Annotated in this window: 32 protein-coding genes and 2 tRNA genes; 20 read left to right on the top strand and 14 right to left on the bottom strand. The window is 25.9% G+C overall.

From position 1 onward, the window contains the following. Positions 1 to 42: 42 nt before the first annotated feature. Positions 43 to 699, top strand: coding sequence for a hypothetical protein (locus WC356_00860; protein ID MFA5381689.1), 657 nt, complete (start codon positions 43 to 45; stop codon positions 697 to 699). 46 nt (positions 700 to 745) lie between these two features. Here WC356_00860 and WC356_00865 read toward each other — a convergent pair whose 3' ends face one another. The 3 genes from WC356_00865 to WC356_00875 are packed head-to-tail and all read right to left on the bottom strand — an operon-like array spanning position 746 to position 4,601. Continuing rightward, positions 746 to 1,831 (bottom strand): GTP-binding protein, encoded by a 1,086-nt coding sequence (locus WC356_00865; protein MFA5381690.1) that lies wholly within the window; start codon positions 1,829 to 1,831, stop codon positions 746 to 748. Positions 1,832 to 1,874: 43 nt separating this feature from the next. Beyond that, positions 1,875 to 2,300, bottom strand: a complete 426-nt coding sequence (locus WC356_00870) for a hypothetical protein (protein MFA5381691.1) — start codon at positions 2,298 to 2,300, stop codon at positions 1,875 to 1,877. Positions 2,301 to 2,348: 48 nt separating this feature from the next. Beyond that, a complete protein-coding gene (locus WC356_00875) occupies positions 2,349 to 4,601 on the bottom strand; it encodes an ATPase, T2SS/T4P/T4SS family (protein MFA5381692.1) in 2,253 nt (750 codons plus the stop codon). A 52-nt stretch (positions 4,602 to 4,653) separates the two neighbouring features. Between WC356_00875 and WC356_00880 the strand changes: the two genes are divergently transcribed. After that, positions 4,654 to 5,064 (top strand): hypothetical protein, encoded by a 411-nt coding sequence (locus WC356_00880; GenBank protein ID MFA5381693.1) that lies wholly within the window; start codon positions 4,654 to 4,656, stop codon positions 5,062 to 5,064. Here WC356_00880 and WC356_00885 read toward each other — a convergent pair. The 4 genes from WC356_00885 to WC356_00900 all read right to left on the bottom strand — a co-directional run bounded on the left by WC356_00885 (position 5,045) and on the right by WC356_00900 (position 6,597). Further along, the gene (locus tag WC356_00885) at positions 5,045 to 5,347 is read right to left on the bottom strand and encodes a hypothetical protein (GenBank protein MFA5381694.1); all 303 of its coding nucleotides are present in this window, start codon (positions 5,345 to 5,347) and stop codon (positions 5,045 to 5,047) included. The two genes, WC356_00880 and WC356_00885, sit on opposite strands and share 20 nt — an antisense overlap. Beyond that, positions 5,344 to 5,988, bottom strand: a complete 645-nt coding sequence (locus tag WC356_00890) for a TraB/GumN family protein (protein MFA5381695.1) — start codon at positions 5,986 to 5,988, stop codon at positions 5,344 to 5,346. Before WC356_00890 ends, WC356_00885 begins: the two co-directional genes overlap by 4 nt. 50 nt (positions 5,989 to 6,038) lie before the next feature. Beyond that, positions 6,039 to 6,260 (bottom strand): hypothetical protein, encoded by a 222-nt coding sequence (locus WC356_00895; GenBank protein ID MFA5381696.1) that lies wholly within the window; start codon positions 6,258 to 6,260, stop codon positions 6,039 to 6,041. Positions 6,261 to 6,446: 186 nt separating this feature from the next. Next, positions 6,447 to 6,597: transfer RNA gene (locus WC356_00900), tRNA-Lys, on the bottom strand. Between the two features lie 55 nt (positions 6,598 to 6,652). On the opposite strand from WC356_00900, the gene WC356_00905 reads away from it, so the two are divergent. The 12 genes from WC356_00905 (at position 6,653) to WC356_00960 (ending at position 14,801) form a co-directional block, all read left to right on the top strand. After that, complete coding sequence (locus WC356_00905; GenBank protein MFA5381697.1) at positions 6,653 to 7,174, top strand: tRNA (cytidine(56)-2'-O)-methyltransferase; 522 nt, start codon at positions 6,653 to 6,655, stop codon at positions 7,172 to 7,174. Positions 7,175 to 7,234: 60 nt separating this feature from the next. Beyond that, positions 7,235 to 8,071, top strand: a complete 837-nt coding sequence (locus WC356_00910) for a hypothetical protein (protein ID MFA5381698.1) — start codon at positions 7,235 to 7,237, stop codon at positions 8,069 to 8,071. Then, positions 8,072 to 8,188, top strand: a tRNA-Met gene (locus tag WC356_00915). Between the two features lie 31 nt (positions 8,189 to 8,219). Beyond that, complete coding sequence (locus WC356_00920; GenBank protein MFA5381699.1) at positions 8,220 to 8,492, top strand: DUF2584 family protein; 273 nt, start codon at positions 8,220 to 8,222, stop codon at positions 8,490 to 8,492. Positions 8,493 to 8,523: 31 nt separating this feature from the next. Beyond that, a complete protein-coding gene (locus WC356_00925) occupies positions 8,524 to 8,883 on the top strand; it encodes a hypothetical protein (protein ID MFA5381700.1) in 360 nt (119 codons plus the stop codon). Continuing rightward, on the top strand, positions 8,884 to 9,870 hold the full coding sequence (twy1, locus tag WC356_00930; protein MFA5381701.1) for a 4-demethylwyosine synthase TYW1: 987 nt from the start codon (positions 8,884 to 8,886) through the stop codon (positions 9,868 to 9,870). Between the two features lie 256 nt (positions 9,871 to 10,126). Continuing rightward, positions 10,127 to 11,851 (top strand): S16 family serine protease, encoded by a 1,725-nt coding sequence (locus WC356_00935; protein ID MFA5381702.1) that lies wholly within the window; start codon positions 10,127 to 10,129, stop codon positions 11,849 to 11,851. A gap of 36 nt (positions 11,852 to 11,887) precedes the next feature. Beyond that, the gene (locus WC356_00940) at positions 11,888 to 12,520 is read left to right on the top strand and encodes a hypothetical protein (protein MFA5381703.1); all 633 of its coding nucleotides are present in this window, start codon (positions 11,888 to 11,890) and stop codon (positions 12,518 to 12,520) included. 16 nt (positions 12,521 to 12,536) lie between these two features. Continuing rightward, positions 12,537 to 12,707, top strand: a complete 171-nt coding sequence (locus tag WC356_00945) for a 4Fe-4S binding protein (protein MFA5381704.1) — start codon at positions 12,537 to 12,539, stop codon at positions 12,705 to 12,707. 9 nt (positions 12,708 to 12,716) lie between these two features. Further along, positions 12,717 to 13,913 carry an NAD(P)/FAD-dependent oxidoreductase gene (locus WC356_00950; GenBank protein ID MFA5381705.1) on the top strand — a complete coding sequence of 399 codons (1,197 nt, stop codon included), beginning with the start codon at positions 12,717 to 12,719 and terminating at the stop codon, positions 13,911 to 13,913. 4 nt (positions 13,914 to 13,917) lie between these two features. Next, positions 13,918 to 14,625 (top strand): PH domain-containing protein, encoded by a 708-nt coding sequence (locus tag WC356_00955; GenBank protein ID MFA5381706.1) that lies wholly within the window; start codon positions 13,918 to 13,920, stop codon positions 14,623 to 14,625. Between the two features lie 5 nt (positions 14,626 to 14,630). After that, positions 14,631 to 14,801 carry a DNA-directed RNA polymerase subunit K gene (locus WC356_00960; protein ID MFA5381707.1) on the top strand — a complete coding sequence of 57 codons (171 nt, stop codon included), beginning with the start codon at positions 14,631 to 14,633 and terminating at the stop codon, positions 14,799 to 14,801. Here the strand turns inward: WC356_00960 and WC356_00965 are convergent. Then, a complete protein-coding gene (locus WC356_00965; protein ID MFA5381708.1) occupies positions 14,781 to 15,365 on the bottom strand; it encodes a hypothetical protein in 585 nt (194 codons plus the stop codon). The genes WC356_00960 and WC356_00965 overlap by 21 nt on opposite strands. 203 nt (positions 15,366 to 15,568) lie before the next feature. On the opposite strand from WC356_00965, the gene thsB reads away from it, so the two are divergent. The 3 genes from thsB to thiI all read left to right on the top strand — a co-directional run bounded on the left by thsB (position 15,569) and on the right by thiI (position 18,867). Next, a complete protein-coding gene (gene thsB, locus WC356_00970) occupies positions 15,569 to 17,203 on the top strand; it encodes a thermosome subunit beta (protein MFA5381709.1) in 1,635 nt (544 codons plus the stop codon). A gap of 74 nt (positions 17,204 to 17,277) precedes the next feature. Then, positions 17,278 to 17,745 carry a hypothetical protein gene (locus WC356_00975; protein ID MFA5381710.1) on the top strand — a complete coding sequence of 156 codons (468 nt, stop codon included), beginning with the start codon at positions 17,278 to 17,280 and terminating at the stop codon, positions 17,743 to 17,745. 12 nt (positions 17,746 to 17,757) lie between these two features. Continuing rightward, complete coding sequence (gene thiI, locus WC356_00980; GenBank protein ID MFA5381711.1) at positions 17,758 to 18,867, top strand: tRNA uracil 4-sulfurtransferase ThiI; 1,110 nt, start codon at positions 17,758 to 17,760, stop codon at positions 18,865 to 18,867. Positions 18,868 to 18,899: 32 nt separating this feature from the next. Here thiI and WC356_00985 read toward each other — a convergent pair whose 3' ends face one another. The 5 genes from WC356_00985 to WC356_01005 all read right to left on the bottom strand — a co-directional run bounded on the left by WC356_00985 (position 18,900) and on the right by WC356_01005 (position 22,144). Next, the gene (locus WC356_00985) at positions 18,900 to 19,223 is read right to left on the bottom strand and encodes a hypothetical protein (GenBank protein ID MFA5381712.1); all 324 of its coding nucleotides are present in this window, start codon (positions 19,221 to 19,223) and stop codon (positions 18,900 to 18,902) included. A 52-nt stretch (positions 19,224 to 19,275) separates the two neighbouring features. Then, the gene (gene rnhB, locus WC356_00990) at positions 19,276 to 19,935 is read right to left on the bottom strand and encodes a ribonuclease HII (protein ID MFA5381713.1); all 660 of its coding nucleotides are present in this window, start codon (positions 19,933 to 19,935) and stop codon (positions 19,276 to 19,278) included. A gap of 61 nt (positions 19,936 to 19,996) precedes the next feature. Further along, positions 19,997 to 20,287 (bottom strand): PRC-barrel domain-containing protein, encoded by a 291-nt coding sequence (locus WC356_00995; protein MFA5381714.1) that lies wholly within the window; start codon positions 20,285 to 20,287, stop codon positions 19,997 to 19,999. A gap of 159 nt (positions 20,288 to 20,446) precedes the next feature. Next, positions 20,447 to 21,028, bottom strand: a complete 582-nt coding sequence (locus tag WC356_01000) for a hypothetical protein (protein ID MFA5381715.1) — start codon at positions 21,026 to 21,028, stop codon at positions 20,447 to 20,449. Positions 21,029 to 21,082: 54 nt separating this feature from the next. Continuing rightward, on the bottom strand, positions 21,083 to 22,144 hold the full coding sequence (locus WC356_01005) for an acetate kinase (protein ID MFA5381716.1): 1,062 nt from the start codon (positions 22,142 to 22,144) through the stop codon (positions 21,083 to 21,085). A gap of 61 nt (positions 22,145 to 22,205) precedes the next feature. On the opposite strand from WC356_01005, the gene WC356_01010 reads away from it, so the two are divergent. Then, positions 22,206 to 22,772, top strand: a complete 567-nt coding sequence (locus tag WC356_01010; protein ID MFA5381717.1) for an HD domain-containing protein — start codon at positions 22,206 to 22,208, stop codon at positions 22,770 to 22,772. 84 nt (positions 22,773 to 22,856) lie between these two features. Beyond that, the gene (locus WC356_01015; protein ID MFA5381718.1) at positions 22,857 to 23,600 is read left to right on the top strand and encodes a hypothetical protein; all 744 of its coding nucleotides are present in this window, start codon (positions 22,857 to 22,859) and stop codon (positions 23,598 to 23,600) included. Positions 23,601 to 23,611: 11 nt separating this feature from the next. Here WC356_01015 and WC356_01020 read toward each other — a convergent pair whose 3' ends face one another. Beyond that, complete coding sequence (locus WC356_01020; protein ID MFA5381719.1) at positions 23,612 to 24,529, bottom strand: phosphate acyltransferase; 918 nt, start codon at positions 24,527 to 24,529, stop codon at positions 23,612 to 23,614. Positions 24,530 to 24,613: 84 nt separating this feature from the next. Between WC356_01020 and WC356_01025 the strand changes: the two genes are divergently transcribed. Next, positions 24,614 to 25,399, top strand: a 786-nt coding sequence (locus WC356_01025) for a TIM barrel protein (GenBank protein ID MFA5381720.1), incomplete at its 3' end; no start/stop codon positions are given.

Genomic DNA, 25,399 nt, shown 5'->3' on the forward strand with positions numbered 1-25,399 from the left:
TTCACTTTAAATTTTAATATAAATAATATTTTGGGTGATAAAATGATGAAAAGTAAAATTTTTATTGGACTTTTATTAATTTGTTTTTTAATTAATATTAATTATTTATCTGCACAACAAAAAATACAAACAAACTCAGAAGTTCAGATACAAAACAAAGGAGAAGAAATACAAATAAAAACAGAACAAATACAAAATCAAGAAAATATAATAAGCGCTGGAGAGTATGAAACAGAATCTGGTAAAAAATTAAAAGTACAAAAAGAAATTAATAATATATTGCAAATTCAAGTAAATAATATTTCAGCAAATACAAACCTTGAAATAATAAATGAACCTGTACAAATGCAAGAACAAACACAACAACAAGAGCAAATACAACAACAAATTAAATTAAAAGTTAAATTAAGTAATGGTGAAGAATCAGAAATCAAAATAATGCCAGATACTGCATCAGAAAATGCTATACGCGCTTTAAATATTAATAGATGTTCTGAAGAGAATGATTGTCAAATAGAACTAAAAGAAGTTGGAAATCAAGAGCAAACAAAAGCAGTTTATGAAATGCAAGCACAAAAAGAAGTTAAAGTATTAGGATTATTCAAAACAAAAATGCAAGTTAAAGCACAGATAAATGCAGAAAACGGAGAATTAATAAAAACAGAACATCCTTGGTGGAGCTTTTTAACTGTAGAATAATAATATATTAAACACTTTTTTAATTTTTTATATTTTTTAATTTTTTTTATATATTTCCAGTCTTGGTTATTATTGAAATTATATCTTTATCTTTTAATTTGTGTTTTAATCCGACTTGCTGACCTGGGTGTTTTGCGCTTGGACCCCAAATAAGTGCATATCTAAAGTCTTCTAATAATTCTTTATGTAAATATTCACAAAATTTTTCAACTGTTGAATCTCTTTTTAGCATCATAGGCTCTCCTAAATCAGCTTTTTCTCTTCTTGGTTTTGTAAATACTCTAATTAAATCCAGCTTTTCATATATTTGTTTTTTTAATTCTTCAATACCTTCAATTTCTTGTGCAGAAATAGGAATGAATTTATGTGTTATTTGTTTAAAATAATCTTTATTTACTAAATCAACTTTATTTAATATAGTTAAAGAAGGAATATATTTTCTATTCCCAACAACAACATCAATAAATTGATCTACATCAATGTTAGTTCTTATTACTACGTGCGCATTATGTATACTATATTCTCCTAAAATGGATTTTATCATTTCTTCACTTATTTTAGTTAATTTTACGGTTTTATTAATCTCTATTCCTCCCCTTTCCTTTCTTTTAATTGTGATATCTGGGGGTTTTTGATCAACTCTTATTCCAATGTTTTCTAATTCTTTTATTAAAATATCTCTATTTGGTTTATATACATCAGTTATTAATAAAATTAAATCAGCATTTCTTGCTACTGTTAATATTTCTCTCCCTCTTCCAGAACCTTTTGAAGCACCTTCAATAATACCTGGGAGGTCTAGTAATTGAATATCTGCTCCATTATATTTTAAAACGCCAGGAATACATGTTAAGGTTGTAAATTCATATGAAGCAGTTTCTGATTTAGAACCAGTTAATGCATTTAATAAAGTGGATTTACCTGTTGATGGTAATCCAATAAAAACTACTGTTGAATCTCCAGTTTTTTTAACTTCAAATCCTCCTTTAATACCTGATTTTGAAGAAGTTGAATCCTTTCTTAATTTAGCAAGTTTTGCTTTTAATAAACCTAAATGATGTTCAGTAGCTTTGTTCTTTTGTGTTCTAAACATCTCTTCTTCTATTTCTTTTATTTTATCTTGAACAGACATTATGTATTTAATGATTTATTAATTTAAAAAGGTTGATATTAGATTATAAAGAAATTAACTTAATTTCAAAATAAGATAAATCTGTGTTTTTATCATTAAGGAATATTTTTAGTTTATATATCCCATTTTCTGTTTTTATTATAAATTTACATATTTCAGATGGTTTATATGCCGTATAATATAAAACCCCAAAACCTTCTGAATCTAATTTATTTTTTAAGCAAAATAAAAATGAATCTATATTTTCTATTTTTTCAATTTTTATAGTATTAATATTTTTGCCTTTTTTTGCTGATTTTTTTAAATTTTTTATTATGGTTTTATTAATTTGGTTAAAATCTTGTGTTTGTTCTTGGTTATTTATTATCCCAAACTCTGTTTTTAGAGAATACGCAGTTGAAACTAAAGGCGTTAAAAATAATGCTGTTGATAAAGCTGCCATTTTAATTAATTTATGTTTGTTTTTCATATATTATTTTTGTTTTTTTCTGTTTTTAATTGTTTTTATATAAAATTTTTATTCAATTTTTCTTGAATTTATATCTTCTTTTATTAATCTATCAAACTCTTTTTCCCATAATGGAACTAATTTGCTATAATCAACTTCACCTTTTTTATTTTCATTATTTTTTAATAAATTATTAGCAAGAGCATTTATTTTTAATACAAAATCAATTTCTAATAACTGAGGGTCATTATATTTTTTACTCATATTGTATATATCAAAATACATTTTTCCTTTGAAAAAGGCCTGCATAATGCATTGTTCTATACTTAATCCACTTTCTTCACTCCTTCTTGCTAGTGTGGGGGGCACAAAAATAATTTTTAAATTTTTTTCTAATTTAATCAAATCTAAATCTTTTAAATCCCAAGCACTTGCTTCTGGATTACCTATAAAATTACATTTTAATTTGCATTCTTCAATTGAATCTTCTTTATTAAATGAAAATACTTCAATAAATTTATGTTTTATTGGATCAACCTCATATTGCTCTCCAATTATCCTATAAATCCTACTTTGTCTTCCAAATCTTGCTTTTTTTAATATTGTATATCTATCTGTTGAAAACATAGAAGCAGAAGGCATACCAAACACTAATTCTAATCTATCTTGTACATCTTGTAATGATTCAGCGTGTAGATTGTATAATAAGAAAACCCCTGGTTGAGTATTTAATAAATTAATAACTCCTTGAATAGCTAATCTAGATCTTATTTCATTAATAATTACACATGCATCCCCCATTCTTAAAGATACATTTGCCATAGTAACTAAATCTAATTCTGTTTTTGACATTTCTTCTTTTTCAGAAGATTGAACTCTTATTGCACCTATATGAAATCCTCTTTTTCTATATGCAGCTACTGGTATTTCTTCAATATCTTGAATTGGTAATATTCTCCTTTTTGTTCCAATTGCAGATATTTTTGCACTTATAAAAGAAGTTTTACCCGATGCTTTTAATCCCATTACTGCTTCTGATGACCCCACTGATACCATAAAATCATCATAACCAGCAAAAAAAGGAGTTAAAGATTTATAATCTAAATATAATGGATAAGTAAATGGTTGATTTCTCATTAATCTGAGAGCTGCTTGTAAATCACCAAATGTTGCTGGCGGTCTTTGTAAATGGCATCTCATATTTAATCTAGGGAGTACTACATCTATTACTGGATTATTTTTATCAAATTTTCTAGAGTGTCCAGATTCAAATATAACATTTAAAAAAGCTTTTTCAAGCATTTCTTCGTTGTATCTCCATAAGGTATGGCATACTCCATATTTTTGGTGTTCAATATAAATTGGAGAATTCTGGCTGTCTATATAAATATCAGTAATTTCCTTATCTAAACTTATGTTTTCAATTGGTCCTCCCAAACCAATTAACCAGTTTGCAGTTTCTCTTCCCATTGCTGTTGCTTCTTCATTTGTTATTGTTTTTCCTTCTATCATGCTTTCATCCATGAATTCAATTCTAAATTCTCTTAATTTCTCTTCATGTATTGTTCTTAAATCCCCTTCAATTGCAAATTCTTTTAATCTACTTGTTATTTTTTTATTTAATATTTTTTTGAGTGTTTTATCTAATTTTTCTATTCTTAAATTAGATTGAACATATAATTTTTCTTCTTTGCCTAAAATATCATAAATTTCAACTTTAATACCAAAATCTAAGTCATAAGAATCTATTTTTTTAGCATTTTCAGGTATTGGCATATTAGAAGTAGATAAATATTCAAAAGTATTAAGATTTGTTAAAGACATAAATGCATTTTGTAAACCTTCTTTTTCTTTACATAAGATATATAGTTTTGTTTTTTTTATATTCATACTCATTTCGTCTTTCCAATTCATAAATTTTTGATGGTCTTTTATAAACATTTGTCTTTTAGGATATTCTTCTTTATATTCTTCTAATGTTCTTAAAGAAATTAAAGGATCCATAAACATTTCTTCATAAAATTTTCTAATTATTTCTTTTCTATAATAAAAATTATCATCCTCTTTAATTCCATAAATATCTTGTTTAATTATTATTTTTTCTATCTCTCTTATTAATGAAATGTATTCATTTAGTATATTTGTTTGTTTTTCATTTAATTCAACTAACACTTCCTCCTCATATCTATGGGTTTTTGGTCTTTTTTCAAGCCCAGCAATTGCTTTTAGGTGGCTATTTAAACAAGTTGAGGAACCCAAGCCTAAAGAGCACCTTACACAATCCATTACTGCTTTGTTGCCTTCAAAGGTAATTATACACATACTTACTATCATTACAATATCCTTTTTATATTTAACGCTATTAAATTAAAGTATGGGAATTTTTGATTTAATAAAAAACATAGGTAAAAATGAAAGTGATGGATCTAAGCCCTTAACTATAAATACACAATTCAGGCCATACAGATTAAATGCACATAAAAATGAAACAGTTGATTTGATTGTCATTGTTAAAAATAATGATTCAAAGAAAAATTTAATTTCTGTTGTAGGTAAATGTCCTGATAAGTTAGGTTTTGGTTCTCCGGGCTTAAGCAAAACAGAACAAAAAAAGTTAGGGGAATTAAATCCAGGTGAAGAAAGAACAGTTGTCTTTAAAGTACAAGGAAATTCAAATACATCTGCAAATGATTATCCAATTGGGCTCTTAGTATATTCTCATTTTAGAGATTATGAGCATATTGAAAATGCAGCAAAAAAGATAGTTACTCTAAGGGCAGTATAATTTCTTTTGATTCACATTTTTTAAGTAGTTCTTCTAATAAATTAGCGATTTCCATACCTTTTGGTGTGATATTCAATTTTTTAATTCTTCCTTCTTCTTTTATTTCTATAATATTTTCTTTTTTAAGAATATCCATTATTTGTTTTGTGTACACATAAGTAGAATTACTTTGCCTAGCGATTTTTGATAAAAACCAAGTTTCTTCCTCTTCTTTAAGTAAAATTAGCATTTTAACAGGTTTTATGTGCATAAAAATATTTTTTATATTTGGTTTGTTTTTCATCCAATCACTTTTAACTGAATTTTATTTTCTAAATTAATTAAATTATATTCTTTTATTAAATCTTCTAGTCCAGGAATATGTCCTGCTCCATAGACTCCAACAATTTTAGTTTGTTTTGAATTTATTATTTTATTAAAAATAAAGTTATTTCTATCCTCAATTAAATATTTATATGTGTTTGGATATCTCTCTTTTATTTGTATTAATAAAGGCCTTAGTTCCTTTGGGTTTGTTAATTTTTCTATTGAATCTATTCCTTTGATTTTCATAGGTGTTATAAGTTTTAATTTTTCTCTAAATGGTATTTTCTTTAAATTTTGCATAGTATATTGAATAGGTAAATCAGATAATAAAATAGGAATATTATTTTTTCCTGCTTCTAAAAGTGCAGTTTTCATCTCTTCTCCAGGTGTTGATTTTAAAATAAATCCAATTATCTGCTGTGCAGAATACATAAATAAAAAACCCGGATTTTTTAATAAAGTAAGGAGGTCTGGTTTTTTTCCTGATAATAAAGACATTGCTCTTTGTTTATCTAATTCTACTGCAATTAGGTCTGGCTTTTCTTCATTTATTGTTTTTTTAACAAGTTCAATGCTTTTTTTTGAAACATGCGCTGTTGGTACTAGTATTAATTCCATAATAATATTAAAAAGGGTAAAAATAAAAAAGAGATCTTTATTTCAAAACTTTAATTTTCAAATGGATCTAAATTCTCAAATTTTTCTCTTGTGTCGTATGGAGTTATAACTAAAATATCTAATCCAACAGGTATTTGAATTTTTCCTTCTAATTTTTCTTTAGAAACTTTTTGAATTTCTCCCATCCCCATTCTAAAATCTAATTCTCCAATTATTTTTGGTAATCTATTGGTATTAAATTGGTCAAAAGAAACAATTGTTTTCCACCACATTTAATTATGTGTATTGCGGTTTGTCCAATATTTATTATTTGTGTATTATCCATTTAATCACCTTTAAATTTATATTATATTTACATTATTTATGTTATGTTTATGTTATGTTTATGTTATATTTATGTTATATTTAATAATTTTCTGTGTTTTTAAAGGTTTGTATTTAAATAAATAAGTAAAAAACGGGCCCGAAGGGATTTATTCAAATTTTTCTTTTTTCTTGGTTCTTTCTTTTTAATGAAAGTTTTTATTTCTTACAAGAAAGAAAAAATTTCTTGAACCCTTGGCTTACTGGTTAAGAGCCAGCCACTCTACCAAGCTGAGTTACGAGCCCATATTAAAATTTCTATATAAAGCATTATAAAAACCTTGCTGCAAATAATGAAATAATGGTTATTAATATACTTCGCCTTGGTCATAGAATTGTAAGAGATAAACGAATAACTACACATATTTGTTTAGTTGCACGAGCGTTTGGTGCAAATAAAATAATTTTATCTGGAGAATATGATCCTAGTATTTTAAATTCAATAAAAAAAGTTAATGAAAATTGGGGAGGAGAATTTGAGATCGAGTATAAAAAAAAATGGAGTGATGTTATTAAAGAGCATATAAAACAGGAGTTTTGTATAGTTCATTTAACTATGTATGGTGAATTAATTCAGGATAAAATTTATGAATTGCAAAAAAACAAAAATTTATTAATTGTGGTTGGTGGAGAGAAAGTACCATCAGAAATTTATAAACAAGCAACGTATAATATCAGTATAACAAATCAGCCGCATTCAGAAGTTGCAGCTTTAGCAATTTTTTTAGATAAATATTCTAATTCAAAAGAATTTGATTTAAATTTTAACAATGCAAAATTAAAAATAAAGCCATGTAAAGCAGGAAAAGAGTTTTTAATCTAAACAAAAGCTTTTTAAACTAATAAAGAGCCAATTATTTTACAAACAAACAGAGGTTTTATTATGAAAGGACCGATGAAGAAAAAATTAACCACCAAAAGTAATAAAGTCAAAAAAAGCAAAACCAAAATTAATATTACTAAAAAGGTTAAGACTAAAATTAAAAAGTCAAACAAGATTAATAAAAATTTATTAAAAAAATCTACTAAAAAAATTAAATCTTCAAAAGATAAAAACAAAAAAGATATTAAAAATAAAAAGTTAAGTAAAAAAATATTAAAACTTAAAAAACCTAATTTAACAAAGAAAAAACAAAGCATTATAACTAATAATAAAGAAGAAGTTATTGAAGTTCCAATTAGTAAAATGTCTTCTGAACAAAGAAAACAATTAGCACAAACAAGATTACCAAAACGACAAAAACCAAGTAAAAAGAAAGAAGAAAAAATAAAAGAAGTTAGAAGACAATTGCTTAAAGACCCAGTTATTAGACAAAATTTAATAGATTTAGCTGGTGAACATGCTTTAGCATTAGTACAAGAATTTACATATGAAATGAGTGATGATGATTTATCTAGAAAAATTAAAGTTAAAGTAAGCGAGATAAGATCAACTTTAAATAAATTACATAATAAAGGTATTGTAACTTATTGTAGAAGTAAAGATTCTGAAACTGGGTGGTATTCTTATGTATGGACTTTTCACCAAAACAAAATTGCAGAATTATTAGAACAAAAAATGAATGAAGAAAAACAAACACAAGAATCAAATCAGGAATTATATTTTTGTTCTCACTGTAGTTTAGATGAAGAAATTCCATTTGAAGATGCAGTAGATCTTAAATTTAGATGTCCTGTATGTAGCACACCTCTTTCATATAAAGAAAAAAGAAAATTATAAAGTGGGATGGGGCAGCCTGGAGTGCCCGCCGGGCTCATATGTTTGTCTTTATTTACAGCAATAAAGATAAATTTTAGAGAAACCCGGAGGTCGGTAGTTCAAATCTACCTCCCACTATTTTTTTAAATCTACTTATCATAATTAAAATATGGGATTTAAAACAGAATTTAATTGGATATTAAAATTGACTAAACAACAGGGGTTAGATGAGAGTACTTTAGCAGAGAATAGAATATATGAATTTTTCAAAAAAGATCATAGAGTTTATCCTCTTGATACACCAATAGAACTTGTTGATGAAGATTGGATTTCTATTGGTTTGGTTACCATTTTGGAATATACTGTAGGTGGTGGACACACTAATGGTAAATATAAGGTTTTAGAAATATATCCAAAAGAAAAAAGAAGAAGTTTGCAATAATCTTTATTAAGCTTATCTAAGATATTTATATATGGATAAAAAAGATATTTTAACTTTATTTCCTTATTTTAAAAATAGTAAAAGAATTAATATATTTTTAAGAGAAAAAACAAAATTTTTTCCACATTATAAAGATTTAAGTAAAAAATCTACTGAAGAGTTAATTTATATAATGAATGCTTTACAAGAAAAAATAAATTCCTTAAACTTATGTATGGAAAAACATTCAAAGAATATTTTATCTTCTGAAGCTCCAAGTGTGATCAAAAAAGAGATTATTAATTTTATTATTGAATCTGAAATGAAAAGATTGTGTGCAGAAAAAATTATTCAAATTAAAATCATTTTAAAAAATCAACGCAAAATAACTAAATATGTTAAAGGAGATTGAATGGAAATATTAGATTTATTAAAAAAACAAAGGTATCACATAGTGGGAAATCATTCTGCGGTCAAAACATGTAAATGGTTTAGAGAATCTTTAATTGGAAATGGAACATGTTATAAAAATAAATTTTATGGGATAAAATCTCACCAATGTGTTCAATCAACTTGTTCTCTGCAGTTTTGTTCTCAATCTTGTATTTTTTGCTGGAGATCAATGGCTGATGAATTAGGATTAAAGTTTAATGAACTTCCTTCAAATAAATTTGAATGGGATCCCCCCGAAAAAATATTAGATGGTTTATTAAAAGAACAATTAAGATTTGTTTCGGGTTATAAAGGAAACAAGAAAACAAAAAAAGAAATATTTGAAGAAGCGTCTAAACCAAAATTATTAACTTTATCTTTAGCTGGTGAACCAACCATATATCCATATTTAGCAGAATTAATTTTATTAGCAAAGAAAAGAGGAATGATTACTTTTTTAGTTACTAATGGAACTTTTCCAGATGCATTAAAAAAATTAGAAAAAGAAGATTCATTGCCTGATCAATTATATATTTCTTTTGATGCACCAAATGAAAAAATATATAATGAAACATGCAGACCGAATAACAAAAAATTATGGGAGGAGTATTTAAATACACTAGATTTTATTAAAAAAATAAAAGGTAAGACAAGAACTGTTTTAAGAATGACTTTAATTAAAAATTATAATTTTTGTAATGAAGAAGAATATTCTAAATTAATAAAAAAAGCACAGCCAGATTATGTAGAGGTTAAATCATTTGTTTTTGTTGGTGGTGCAAGAAATCCAAAAAGAAATTTAAAATTAAATCAAATGATTACTATGGATGAAATAGAAAATTTCACAAAAAAAATTGGTGAATTGACTAATTATATGTATGTGGATAAACACATTCCCTCTCGTGTTGCGTTGTTATGTAGGGATAAAAATGTTTTTGATAAAAGAAAAGATTTTGAAAACAAATAATCGCAAAAAATACACATAGCTTTTTAATTATTAGTGTAGGATTTTAATTGTTAAATTTTGGAGGTGCCTAAAAAATGGCCGCAAAAAAGAAAAAAGCAGCAGCTAAACCCGCAACAAAAGGTAAAGCAAAAGCAAAAAAGAAAAAATAAGTAGATAAATTAATTCGTCTTCTGTTTTTGTTTTTGGGGTTAAATCCCCATTTATTATTTTTTAAAAATATAGTCTGATTTAAAATTTTAATTGTTTTATTATATTTATGAAAAAAGAAATTTTTATTTTATTATTTATAACTATATTAATTTTCTCTACTTGTCAAAGTGGGTCAGTACAAATTGATGTTCCAGCAGTAGTTGGGGGGGAAAATGGCGGCTCTTTAGCAATTAAAATTAATATTGATTCTGGAAATGGAAATATATATACTTCTATTTTTCCAAAAACCGGAATTTCAACTCAATCTTCTGAAGAAAACGCAGTAATTTCTGCATTTAATTATTATAATAAAAATTTAGATGAATGTAATATTTATTTTGATGTAGTAAATACATTAAATAGTAAATTTGTTGATGGACCAAGTGCGGGTGCAGCTATGGCTGTTGCTGTTTCATCTGTTTTAAATGATAAAGAATTAAGAAATGATGTTATAATTTCAGGTTCTATTGATAAAGAAGGTAATATAGGTACTGTTGGGGGGATATCTGAGAAATCTTTAGCAGCAGTAGAATCAGGTAAAAAATATTTTTTAACTCCTTTAAATTCTGTTAGATATAAATTAATAGCTTCGGCTTTGGAGGATTTAAGAGATATAAAAATAATTGATGTAAGAACATTAGAAGAAGCAAATAATATTTTTTTTCAGACAAAAGGAACTAAAGTTGAAAGTAAAATTAATTTAATAGAGAAAACAGAGATACCTGTTAATTTAACCACCACTATAAAAAATAAGAATTTAGAAATGTTTGTAAATATCGGATATAAAATGGCTGATGAATTTGAAAATGAAATAAATGAATATATAAATTATGTTGGGGTTGATTCAAGTAGATATGAATTTTTAGAGTATTTTAAAGAAGAAATTGATATCCAAAAAGGAATTTTAAATAAAGGATATGGTTTTACTTCTGCAAATAATATTTTTTTACAAAAAATAGATTTTGAATTTTTAAAGAAAATCGGGGAAATTAATTTAGAAACCGAAAAAGAAGAAGCACAAAATTGTTTAGATTCTTTTGAATTAAATGAAAAAACAATAGATAATTGGGAATGGTTATCTGGAAGTGAAATGCGCTTGAATTGGGCGCAGGATAAATTAGATCAATTGCCTTCTTTATCAGTAAAAAGAACAGAAGGAGAAGAATATCCATATTTATATGAAATATTATATGCAAAATCTTGGTGTGAAATTGCAAATGATTTAAATGTTGAAGGAAAAGAGAATAAAATTAATGAATCTAATTTAGAAATTTATGCAAGAAATACTTTATTATTAGAACAAGAATATATTTCTACACAACCAGAAATAAATTCTGAGGCAGTAAGGCATTTAAGGACAGCACAAATAGCATTTAATAAAAAACAATATATTTCTACAATATATGAAGTTGCATTTGCTCATGCACTTCAAGAATCGACTTCTGATATATTTTATAATATTAATTTTGAAAAAACTATAGATGATATGTATGAAGATAATAATAAATCAAGTTTGTGGGGGCAGGTTTATTTAACACAAGCAAAATATATTTATGAATCTGGAGATAAAGAAGATGCATATACTATTTTTAAATTATCAAATGAATTTGAAAAAGCAACAAATGAGATAACAATATCACTCTTAAATGATACAATTATTACGGAATCAGACCATGAAAATGAAGAAATAAAAAAAGTAGAATGTAATAAAATAATCTTGTTTTTTTCTGTGATTATAATATTAGAATCAATCATATTGATTATTCTATTTTTTTTAAAATATAACCAGTGAGTAATGTTTATTTAATGTTCTATTTAATATAAAAGTATGCTTCCTTTAATTTATCTAATTGATATTCCTTTTATAACAGTTAATGATAAAAAGAAAGAAAAATGTGATGAAGAGATTACTGATTTAGAAGAAGAAATAAAAGGAATAAAGCAAAAAAATATTCTATACTCTATAATAATTGATAAATACAGAGATTTAATTGAGGAACAAGAGGAGAAATCAATTTCGGCTTTAAAGTATTTAATAAATCCAGAAGATAAATTTGTGCGTTTAAAAATAGAAGAAATTAAAAGTAAATTAGAAAATTATTCAAATGAACTAGCAATAACTGAAGCAATAAATTATATAAAAACAATTGAAACAATAAGATGGCCAGTATCATTTTGGCTTTCTTTTATTGATATAAATAAATATAAATTAGGGGACGATATGGATAAATGTCTTTTGTTGTGTTCTTTATTAAAAGCTTTAGAAATTGATTCTAAAATATTGGTGGATGAAAATAAACATCCATATATTATGTATTTATTAAATAATATTAATTATTTAGTGGAGTGTGATGAGGGAATAATTAATACAGGTTCTGAAAAAGAAATTTTTGATTCAAAAACATTTATATACGCTTTTAATGATAATGAATATATTGATATGGATAAAAATGAAGATTAACTTATTTGGTGATAATATGGTAAAAATAAATAATTTTAAATGTATAAAATGCGGAGCATGTGTTGGGGTATGTCCAGTTCAAGCATTGGTATTGACCGAAGAAGGAATAACATTTGATAAAAATAAATGTATAAAATGCGGAGCATGTGTTAAAATATGCCCAGCAAACGCAGTATCTAAAGAATGAGGTGTTTTTATGAAATATAATTCTAATTATGATATTATTGTAATTGGTGCAGGTCCTGGGGGTTCAATGGCTGCAAAGACTGCATCAGAACATGGAGCAAAAGTTTTATTAATCGAAAGAAAAAAAGAGATTGGTGCGCCAGTCAGATGCGGTGAAGGAATTGGGTTAGCTAGTTTAGAAGGGATTAATGTTGTTATACCAGAAAAATCTTATTCTTTTCAAATCGGAGGTTCAAAATTAGTTTCTCCTGATTTAAAAAATGAAGTCGTTTTAAGAACAAAACAAACAAAAGGATATGTTTTAGATAGAAAAGTATTTGATAAAGAATTAGCAATTGCAGCAGGAAGAGCAGGAGCCCATATTATGGTTAAATCACAAGTTAAATCATTATTGAAAGAAGAAAATAAAGTAATTGGGGTAATAGTAGAAACTGAAAATGGAGATATACAAATTAATTCTAAAATAGTGATAGCTATGGATGGTGCAGAATCAACAATTGCAAGAATGGCAGGATTAAACACTACTTCAGATTTATACAATTCAGATGCTGGTTATGAATATGAAATGGTTAATGTACCTTGTGAGGATTTAATAGAAATATATTTTTCAAAAGAATATGCTCCAAGAGGATATTTGTGGATTTTTCCAAAAGGTAAAGATGTAGCTAATGTTGGAGTAGGAATAGGTGGAGCAGAAGCACCATTCGCAAAAAAATATTTAGATGATTGGATAAACGGGCCAATGAAAGAAAGATTCAAAAATGCACAGCCAGTCGCCATTAAAGGAGGTTTAATTCCTGTTGGTGCATCGAAAGACCAATTAGTTTTAGATGGATTTATAGTTGCAGGAACAGCAGCACACCAAGTAGATCCAATACATGGGGGAGGAATTGCATTAGCAATGAAAGCAGGAGTTTTAGCTGGAGAAACAGCAGCGCAAGCGATAAAAGATAAAGATTATTCAAAACAAAGATTAATGGAATTTCAAGATAACTGGAATGAAAAAGAAGAGGCAAAATTAAAAAAGAGATTAAAATTAAGAAAAGCTTTAGAAATGTTGAATGATGATGATTTAAATAAAGTAATTGAAGTTATAACTGACGAAGATATTGAAAAATTATTAGATAGTAATTTTGCACCAGTAGTTACAAAAGTTTTAACTAGCAGACCGCAATTATTAAAAGCGATTGGTGGTTTAATTAAGTGATAATATGGAAGAAGAAACATATAGATTAAGCCCAAAAATAAAAATATTATGGGCTATGGAGTATATTATAGGAATTTTTGTTCTTTGGATTATTTTATCTGTAATTTATTCTGTTTTTTTTCCAGATTTAAAATTCCTTTTATTAATACCAGAATTGCCTGTTGTGTCTTATTTATTTATTCTATTTGTTTTGATTTTATTCATTGGGATTCCAGCATATGTTTGGGTTAAAATTTTATACAAAAATTTTACATATACTATGGGAGAAAACGAAGTTTTAATAAGAACAGGAATTATTCATAAAAAAAGAATTGATATCCCATATACTTCAATTGAAAATGTATCTGTTGAAAAACACCTTTATGAAAGGATATTCGGATTAGGTACAGTAGTAATTGATACTGCAGGTGGAGATTCAAAAGAAGGGTTAATTCCCGGAGTAGCAGATACTGAGTCTGTTATTAAAGAATTATTAAATAGAATGAAAATAGCAAAAGGAAATTCTGAAAAAAAAGACCCAAAAGGAAATGAAGAGACCCTACCAATTTTAAAAGATATCTTAACAGAATTAAAAAGTATAAAAGATGCTTTAAAACAAAAAAAATCTGAAAAAAACAAAAAAGTAAATAATTTAATGGATATTAAAGAATTCGAGAAGATATTAGCAGAACAAGCATCTAAGAAAAAAACAAAAAATAGTAAAAAAAGGTGATCAAGATGGAAGATTTAACAAAATATGAAAGAGCAAGAATTATAGGTTCAAGAGCATTACAATTAGAATTTGGTGCGCCACCATTAATAGATGTAAAAGAATTTGATAACACTTTAAAAATAGCTGAAAAAGAATTAGAATTAGGTATAATTCCTTTAGTTGTTGTTAGAATTTAAAAACGGAGCTTCAACTAAAATAATATTTTCAAAACCTTCTTTTTTAATTAATATTCTTTTTTCTTTATCTATCCAATAGAACTCCTTAGTATTATTTGTGCTTACTTCTACTTTATATGTATCTCTACCAAGCACCTTTTCAGTATCTACTGTTTTAAAATTAATAAAACTTTGTTCTTTGAATTCATTGATTTGTGTTCCATCTTTGATATTTAAAATGTACAAAATTCCCCAAGTCCAATTATCTTTAACAGCAAGCATCCAAGGTTTTATAATGTAAATTGGATATTCATAAATAAAATTTGAACCAAGTTTATTTGGATATAATCCTTTTTCATCCAAACAAATAATATTTTCTTTATCTAAATAAGACTCTTTTATGAATAAACACTCTTCTTGTTTTAAAATTTCATATGTTGCATTAAATTTTTCTAATGAATTTATCAAATAGACATATTTTTCACCTTCCTTTATTTGTAAGTCTATTTTTTCTAAATTTGGGTTTTCAATGAATTGTTTTTCTATTTTAAAGTCTGGTTTTTGATAAGTTAATATATAATACATAAATCCACTAATGAATAATAATATAAAAATAATAGTCATAAATATAGGTAGGGGTATTTTTCTGAAATTAAACATAATAATAATTGAGGTTCTAAGTTTTTTAATCTTAGTATAAAACTTACATATGTTTTAAAAATACTTCCTTACTTATTATATAATATTAAATATATATCTTCTATTGTTTGGTTTAAGAGGTGAATTATATGACTACAAATGTAGAAAATCAACAAAATATGTTATTGCCTGAAGGTTCAAATCGGGTATTGGGTAGAGATGCACAAAGAATTAATATTTATGTTGCATTTGCAGTAGCGAATGCAGTTAGAACTAGTTTAGGACCTAGAGGCATGGATAAGATGCTTGTTTCTGAATTAGGTGATGTAGTAATTACAAATGATGGAGCAACTATTTTGGAAGAAATGAATATCGACCACCCAGCTGCTAAAATTATAATTGAAATAGCAAAAACACAAGATAAAGAAGTTGGGGATGGAACAACAACAGCAGTAATGCTTGCCGGTGCTTTGTTAAAAAATGCAGGTGAATTATTAGACCAAAATATTCATCCAAGTATAATTACTAGGGGATATAAATTAACAGCAACAAAAGCAGCAGAGATACTTAATAAAGTAGGAAATAAAATTACAATAAAAGATAAAGATAAATTAAGAGAAATTGCTACTATCTCAATGAATTCTAAAAACGTAGGTTTAGGAGATGCACAAGATTATTTAGCAAATTTAGTAGTGGATGCAGTAATAAAAGTTGCAGAAGAAAAAGATGGAAAATATATTATAGATCATGATTTAATTAAAATAGAAAAGAAACCTGGTGAATATGTAGGTTCAACACGATTAATTCAAGGAGTATTAATTGATAAAGAAATAGTTCATTCAGGTATGCCAAAACTGATAAATAATGCTAAAATTGCTTTAATAGATGCAGCATTAGAGATTGATAAAACTGAAATTGATGCAAAAATTGAAATTACTTCTCCAGAACAAATGCAGCAGTTCCTTACACAAGAAGAAAAAATGTTAAAAGATATGGTAATTAAAATCAAAAAAACAGGAGCTAATGTTGTTTTCTGTCAAAAAGGTATTGATGATTTAGCACAGCACTTTTTAGCAAAAGAAGGAATTATTGCAGTTAGAAGAGTTAAAAAATCTGATATAGAAAAATTAGAAAGAGCTACACATGCAAGAGTAGCATCTTCATTAGATGACTTATCTGAAACAGACTTGGGAAATGCAGGTAAAGTTGAAGAAAGAAAAATAGCAGGAGATGCAATGGTATTTATAGAAGATTGCAAAGATGCAAAATCAGTTACTATTTTTGCAAGAGCAGGAACAGAGCATGTTGTTGATGAAGTAGAAAGGGCAATTGTAGATGCCATAGGGGCAGTTTCTTCTGCAATAGAAGATGGATCCTATGTATTAGGTGGGGGTTCAATCGAAATTGAATTAGCTCAAAGATTAAGAGAATATGCAATAGAAATTGGTGGTAGAGAACAATTAGCAATTCAGGCATTTGCTGACGCACTTGAAATTATACCAAGAACCTTAGCTGAATCAGCAGGTATGGATGCAATAGATGCATTAGTTTCCTTAAGGTCAAAACACAAAAATGGCGAAGGAACTGCTTTTGGTGTTGATGTTTTTTCAGCAAAAGTGGAAGACATGAATAAAAAAGGGATAATAGAACCTACAAGAGTTAAAAGACAAGCAATTTCAGCAGCAACAGAAGCAGCAAATATGATATTAAGAATTGATGATATTATAAGTTCTAAAGGTAGATCTGGTGGAGGAATGCCGCCAGGTGGAATGCCCCCTATGTAATTGATTTATTTTTAAAATATATAGAATTAAATTAAACCTCCTATTTTTTATATTTTTTTATTCTAATTTTTAATATGGGAATTCAAAATATTCAAAAACCAACAATAGATTATGAATCTGAATTAAGGATTAAAAAATATGAATTAATCAAGAATAGATCAATTGAGCGTGTTTCCTTAGATATTAAAAATATTGATAGTAATAAACTAGTTAATGCAACGCAGTCTGCTATTAATTTAATTGAAAAATATAAATATTATTATGAATCACCTAAAAATTTTTGCAGTTTAGAAGAGATAGGGTCTAATTCTTTAAAAGATCTAAAATTGCAAAGAGTATTTGACATGATTGTTTATTCTTTATATTCTGGGATGAACGAAACAGTATTAGATGATGCAATTTCAGAAACAATAAAAACAGGCAATTCTGCTGGTCTTTATTTTTCATATAAAATTAGAGATAATAATGGGCCAAAAGAGATTACAGAATATTATAATACTATTTTCAATAGAGATTTCAATTTTAGAATAGCTAAAAAGTAATTTGGTGTTTTTATGTATGATTCAATAATTATTCATTATGGTGAAATAGCTCTTAAAGGAAAAAATAAATCCTATTTTGAAGATATTTTGATTAAAAATATTAAAGAAAAAATACAAGAAAAAATAACAAAATACCGAGGTTATTTTGAAATTAAATTAACAGAAACTTCAAATAAAGAAGAATTAGTAAATTCATTAAAAACAATTTTTGGTATAGAAAATTTTTCCTTTTGTTATATTTCAAAAACAGATGTTGAAGAAATAGAAAAAAATACATTATCTTTAATAAAATCAAAAAAAGGAACTTTTAAAATAAAAACAAAAAGAATTGATAAAACTTTTCCTTATGAATCCCCAGTTTTTAATAGAAAATTAGGAGAATATTTAGAAAAAAAAGGAGGAATTGCAGAATTAGATTCTCCAGATTATTATTTATATATAAATATCCAAAAAGAAAAAACGTATTTATATACAGAAAAATATTATGGATTGGGTGGATTACCAGTTGGTGTTTCAGGAAAATGTGTATGTTTATTTTCTGGAGGTATTGATTCTCCCGTATCTGCATATAAAATGATGAAAAGAGGTTGCAAAATTACATTAGTTCATTTTTATAGAACTTCTAGTATTGATAAAAAGATATATGATCTTATTGAAATACTTAAAGTATATGATCCACACATAGAATTTATGCCTATTAATTTTAAGCAAATACAAGATAAAATAATAATGGAAGTTTCGTCTAAATATAGATTATTAATTTATAGGCGTTTTATGTTTAGATTAGCTTATGAAGTGGCTAAAAAACACAAAGCAAATTGTTTGTGTACTGGCGAAAACTTGGGCCAGGTTGCATCTCAAACTATGAAAAATATGTTTGTATGCGCAGAACCAATAGCAAATAAAATACTTGTATGCAGGCCATTATTATGTATGGATAAAAAAGAAATAATTCAAGAAGCGCATAAAATAGGAACATATTTGATTTCAATACTGCCTTATGAAGAATGCTGTTCTTTTTTAATTTCAGAACATCCAGAAACTTATGCGCGATTAAGTGATATTTTAGAATATGAAGAAAATTTAGAAGTAGAAAAATTAGTAAAAGAAACAATAATATAACTTTTTAAAGTATTAATTTTTTAAATAAATTTTTAATTTTTTGGGATTTTTTCTTTAATAATTGTTATTTTTTCTGTTGTATCTGGGTGGTCTATTGAGATTTTAACCGTATCTGCTCCATCCATTAAAAATCCTGTTGCAAGATTCATGTCATCTTGTAAATTTCCTAAGTTTCTAAAATCTGGTCTTTCTAACTCAAATATATTTCCTTTATTGTCTCTTATTGTATGTTCAATTGTTTTATTGTTTGTACCACAGCTTGATGCAATTAAAATCACTCCACAAACAAGTGGTCTAATGTATTTAAAAATTGGTTTTATGGATTTAATTGGTTCTTTAACATATCCTTTTTTCATTTCATCACCTTCTGTGTTATTATATATAGTTTTGCGTTTAAAAAGGTTTTGTTTAGACTAATTTTTTCTGTTTTGTGCTTTCTTTTAATCTTTTATATGTTTCCCAATGCTCTCTTATATATTTTTTAACTTCTGGTCTTGAATGATTATTTTCTAGAAATTCAATTGTTTTTTTATCACTTGTATATCCTGAATTAAAATCATAATTTAACTCTTGTTTAATGCGCTCTATTTCAGCATCGCGCATTACTTTTGAAATAATAGAAGCAGCAGATACAATAGGATATTTAAAATCTGCTTTGTGTTCTGAAATAAGAATTACTTCTTTTTTTATTTTTGGTTTTAAATATTTATATACTCTTTTTGAAAAATTAGATGCAATATGATCTGGTGAATCTATATATAATGTGTTTAGTTTATTGCCTTCTTTATATGCTTGTTCAATTAAATGTGCTATTTTCATAGCTTCAATTTCATTTAAACTATATTTTTCCATTAATTGATTTAATTCCTGTGCAGTTATAGCATATGAGTATATTTTACAATATTTTCTTATTTCTTTATCAAGTTCTTCTCTTTTTTTTGGATTAAGGAGTTTAGAATCTTTTAGCCCAAGATTTTCAATAAGTTTATTATCATTTATTAATGTTATTGATAATACTAAAGGTCCTAGGACACAGCCCTTCCCAGCCTCATCACAACCAGATATCATATAATTTAATTCTCATTAGGAATTTAAATAACTTTAGATAAAAGTTAAAGAAAAAGTAGATTTAATCGTATCCTTCTAAAATAGAAGAGGATCCTCTATTACCCATAGCTCTTTTATCAATAATTATAAAATCGCTTACTGCTAATACAGCAGAATAGGGTACTAGTACTAATCCATCACTTCTTTTTAATTGTCTTACAGTTATGCTGTCAGGATTTGGTTCAATCATTAATTCTGATAATTTTCCTGTTGCTTCTTCTACTGTTAAGTCAATTAATTTTCCTAATTCTTCTCCATCTCCAGATACTATTCTTTTTCCTGCCAATTGTTTTGCAATGATCAGTTTAGCCATATAAACATCACCTTATTTTTATTTTCATTACTAAATGTCCGTTTATATTTAAATATCTTTCGTTTGGTAGAAATTAAGGCCTTGTAAAATTATTGCACTAATTTTTCCTAGTTTAGAGTAATTATAAAAGCAAAAAAAACGCAACATTTAAAAACTATATTAATTTTTACTTATTTCTATTTCAATATTTTTAAATATTAAAACAAGAGTTTCATTTTCTGTTTTTAGTGTTATTAAATAAATATCAATTGTTGAACTATCTATAACTTTCCCTTCTAATTCTAAAAATAAAATATTTTTTCCAGTCCTTTCAATAAAACTTTTCATTTCTAATATTGTTTTTTCTGTTTCACATTCTGTTACTGTTCCATCTAAGTATACAACATTATTTTTTTCTCCTTTTGCCGCGTATATTTTAAATTTAATTCTTGTTTCATTTTCATTTTTTTCAATAATTATTTCATTACAGGCTAAAGAATTTAAAGTTATATATTTTCCAATATTTTTATTTATTTTATTAAAATCTATTTTATCGAAATTTATTGATACTGTTTCTGGATTTTTTATAGGTTGTTTAAGTTCTATGTCTTGTTTATTATTAATTATATCTATATTTTCATTTCTTGCAGCAAATATGCCCGTTGTTAAAACTAAACTTGTTAATATAATACTAATCTCTCTTTTTAATTTAGGCTTTAAATGTGTATCTATTTCCGATTTTGGATTATGTTGGTTTTTCATGTTATCCTTTTATTCTTTTTGTGTTTTTAAAGCTTTCTAGTTGAAAATTTATTATTAAATTAAAGTTTTTGTTTCAATTGCAATCATTTTTTCTTCATCTGTGTTGATAACAAGAGATTTTACTTTAGGAAAGGCTTTCATTATTTCTTTTCTTGTTTTTTTAGATTTTTCTCCTATTCCTGCTGTAAAAATAATTGCATCTAATTTTCCTAAAATTACTGAATAAGCGCCGATATACTTTTGTATTCTATAAATAAACATATCATATGCTAATCTGCTTTTCTTATGGCCTTTTTCAGCTTTATCTAAAACTTCTTTAAAATTAGCAGAAATACCCGAAATTCCATAAGTACCTGATTTTTTATTAACTAAAGTTTCTATATCATCTAATGATATTTTTAGATTTTTGTTTAAATAGAAAATTATTGCTGGATCAATATCTCCGCATCTTGTTGTCATTATTAAACCTTCTAAAGGTGTGAATCCCATGCTTGTATCTATTGATTTTCCTTGTTTTATTGCGCAAATGCTTGAACCTCCTCCTAAATGACAGGTAATTAAATTAAGTTTATTTAACGGCTTTTTAAGTTTTTTAGAAGCTTCTAAAGCAACATATTTATGTGAAGTTCCATGAAAGCCGTATTTTCGTATTTTATGCTTTGAATAGAAAGCATAGGGTAAAGCATACATAAATGCTTTTTCAGGCATTGTTTGGTGAAATGCAGTGTCAAAAACAGCTATTTGTTTTACTTTAGGCAATTCTTTTTTCATTATTTCTATTCCTTTTATATTTGAAGGGTTATGTAAAGGCGCTAAATTACTATTTTTCTTAATTTTTTCAAGAATATTAGGAGTTATTACAACTGATTTTGAGAAATCGCCTCCATGAACTACTCTATGGCCAATTGCGTTTATTTCATCTAATGATTTGATTTTTCCTTTTTTTAATAGATTATTTAAAATATTTTTCAAATATGTTTCAAAACTTAATTGGTTTTTAATATTTTCAATATAATCATGTGCAATCACATTAGGTTCTGCGCCTTTTTTCTCTGAGAAATTAAACAATTTGTATTTAATTGATGTACTTCCGCAGTTTAAAACTAATATTTTCATAGATATCAATACATTAATTCATTAAACAAGATTTTTATTCTTAACTATAAAAAGGATATGTATGAAGAAAAAAATAATAGATATTGTAAAAGAAGAACACACAAAAGAAGATTTTAATTATCACATTTTACTTGTTGTTAAAAATGCCCTGTTTCTTGGAAAAAAATTAAATGCAGATTTAGAGGTACTTGAGATTGCTGCTTATCTTCATGATATTGGAAGAGCCGAGTATTGGAAAGGTTTTGATTTTGTAAAAGAACATAATATTGTAGGTTATGAAAAAAGTAGAAAAATATTAAAGCAATTTGATTATTCTGAAGAGTTTATAGAAAAAGTATCTAATTGTATTTTATCTCATACAAGATCTAAAGGATATGAACCAAAAACATTAGAAGAAGAGATTATTGTTTGTGCTGATGCTATGGCACATTTTGATAGTTTTTTGAATTTATTTAATATATTTCTAAAAGAAACAGACTCTTTTGAAGAGGCGATTAAAATATTAGATAAAAAAATAGATAGAGATTGGAATATTAAAATAACTTTTAAAGAAGCTAAAGAGGCATCAAGGAAAAATTATGAAGCAGTTAGCCTACTTATTAAGAATGCTAAAGATCAAATTAAATAAGACTTTTTCATTTAATATTTTTTTATTTTCCTAAGTTTCAATATCTTTAAAAACATGTCTATATATTAATTATTTGGTGATAAAATGACTAATGAAAATTCTGTTTGGGGTGTTCCAACTCAAATTCCAACAATTGATTCTAGGGAAGCGAATGAAAGTGTAATTAGAGACACATCTGCATTAAAAGCAGTTAAGGTGCTTATAGATGAATTAAATAATAAAAAAGAAGTTTTGGAAAAAAGTAAAGAAGAATATTCCAAAAATTTGAGAAAAAGCGTAATTGATAAATTAGAAGTATTTTTAAGCGTCACTAGAAACCCAACAATAAATATTATATACTCAAATTTATTTGAAGGGGAAAAATTAGGTATTTATAATAATGAATTAGTTTCAATTTTTAATAATGTTGATTTATTAAAAATATTTGCGTATTTTTATTTATCCAAAAAAATTGAATTAAATGATCTATCCCATGATCTTCTTCGCACTGCAATTGAAGAATTTTATGGAATAACAGGAGAAAGACAGATGCATATCAATAAGGGAATTTATTTTTATGAAGATGAAAATAAATTAATGGTTTCAGTAGAAAAACGAAAGTGTAGAGATGATGATTTAAATAAATTTACTATGTGTTTTGAGAAAGATTTGGGGAGTTTTGAATTAATTATTCATTCGTTCCCAAAAGAAGATTCATATATAGAAATAAAAGGAAATTTTTTCTGTACTGGTAATGTACAATATAATACAAATGAAATTAAAAGTATAGAAGATTTGAATTTCATTTTTAGTATTTCAGATAATTCTGAATACACACATACAGACTAGAAATCTTTGTTTTATTTTTTTCTTTTTATTAATATTTTTTTACATACAACAGCAATTGTTCCATAAATATCTTCTTCTGTTGCGCCCCTTGATAAATCACTTATTGGTTTTTTAGTTCCTTGTAAAATAGGACCATACGCTTCAGCGCCCTGGCATAAAATTTCGATTAATTTGTATGAAATATTAGCAGAATTTAAATCTGGGAAAATTAAAATATTTGCATTTCCTGCTACATCTCCAATATTTCTCATTTTTCTTTTAGCTGTTGACATTACTAAAGCGCTGTCTGCCTGCATTTCTCCATCTATTTTTAATTCAGGCATTTTTAATTTTGCTAATTCTGTTGCATTTCTTATTTTATCAATCATTTCATGTGATGCACTTCCTTTTGTTGAAAATGAGAGCATAGCTATTTTTGGATCCCAGTTAAATAATTCTTTAGCACTTTTTGCAGTTGATACTGCTATATCTGATAATCTATCCTCATTTGGATTAATATTTACTGCGCAATCTGCTAATATTAAATGTGAATTTTCTCCCCCTTTCCAATTAGGAAGATTTATTAAAAAAAAGCTTGAGATGGTTCTATTTCCTTCTTCTACTCCAATTAATTTTATTGTGTCAATTAAAACTTTTTTAGATGTATAAACTGCACCAGCAACAATACCTTCAATTTTATTTTCATTTAATAATTTGCATGCAATTTCTAATGTATCTTTTTCAGTATTTATTATATCTACTTCTTTTAATTCATTTAAATTTAATTCATTAATTTTTTGTTTAATCTTATTTTCATTTCCAATTAAAATTGGTTTAATCATATTTTCTTTAAGCGCTTTATTAACAGCTTTTAATATTCGTTCATCTTCTGCTTCAGGAAAACCTATTTTACATTTAGCGCCTTTTACTTCCTGTATTAATTTTTCCATAAACATAAAAATCACTTCAATCCTTTAATTTATAAATTAATTAAATAAACAAGATTTTTAATATTAAGTTTGCTTATTTTTAATATGAAATTTGGTTTTATGCCCCAATTTGGAGAAGATTTATTTTCTGAAATAGAATTTGCTAAAAAACATTTTGATTTTTTTGAACTAACTTTGCAAGATGATTTATTTATATATACACAAGAATATATTGTTAAAATAAAAGAAGCATTAGGAAATTTTGAAATATTAGGTCATTTGCATTGGGAAATTGATTTATCAGAACAAAATATAAAATTTAATCAAATAAATAAAAATATAGAAATATTTAAAAAATTAAAAATAAATAAATTGACAGTTCATCCTTCTGTTAATAAAACATTAACTTTAGATAAATTAAGAGAAAATAATATTAAAAACTTAACAAAAATAACTGATATTTGTAAAGATAATAAAATTCTTTTGTGTATTGAAAATATTTCTGAAGCGCCTTTTAATAAAGCTGAGGAAATGGAATATCTAATAAAACATATTCCTAATTCAAACATTACTTTTGATGTAGGTCATGCATTGAAAATATCAGAAGAAGAATTTAACAATTTTTTAAAATTAGAAAATATAAAACATATTCATTTACATAATGTTATTGAAGATAAAGACCACATATTTTTTTATAAAAAAGAGAATTTACTAAATAGGCTAGACAAATTAAAAAACGCGCTAAATTTGGATACAATTACATTAGAAATGTTTGCAAATATAAAAAATGATAAGTTTCATTATAAAATCAGTAAAGAAGAAAGACATAAATTATTATTAAAACAAGTAGCTTGGATTAATCTGTTTAAAAATAGTTATCAGAACCTGGAG

The sequence above is a fragment of the Candidatus Micrarchaeia archaeon genome (assembly GCA_041653315.1).
GTDB lineage: Archaea > Micrarchaeota > Micrarchaeia > Anstonellales > JAHKLY01 > JAHKLY01.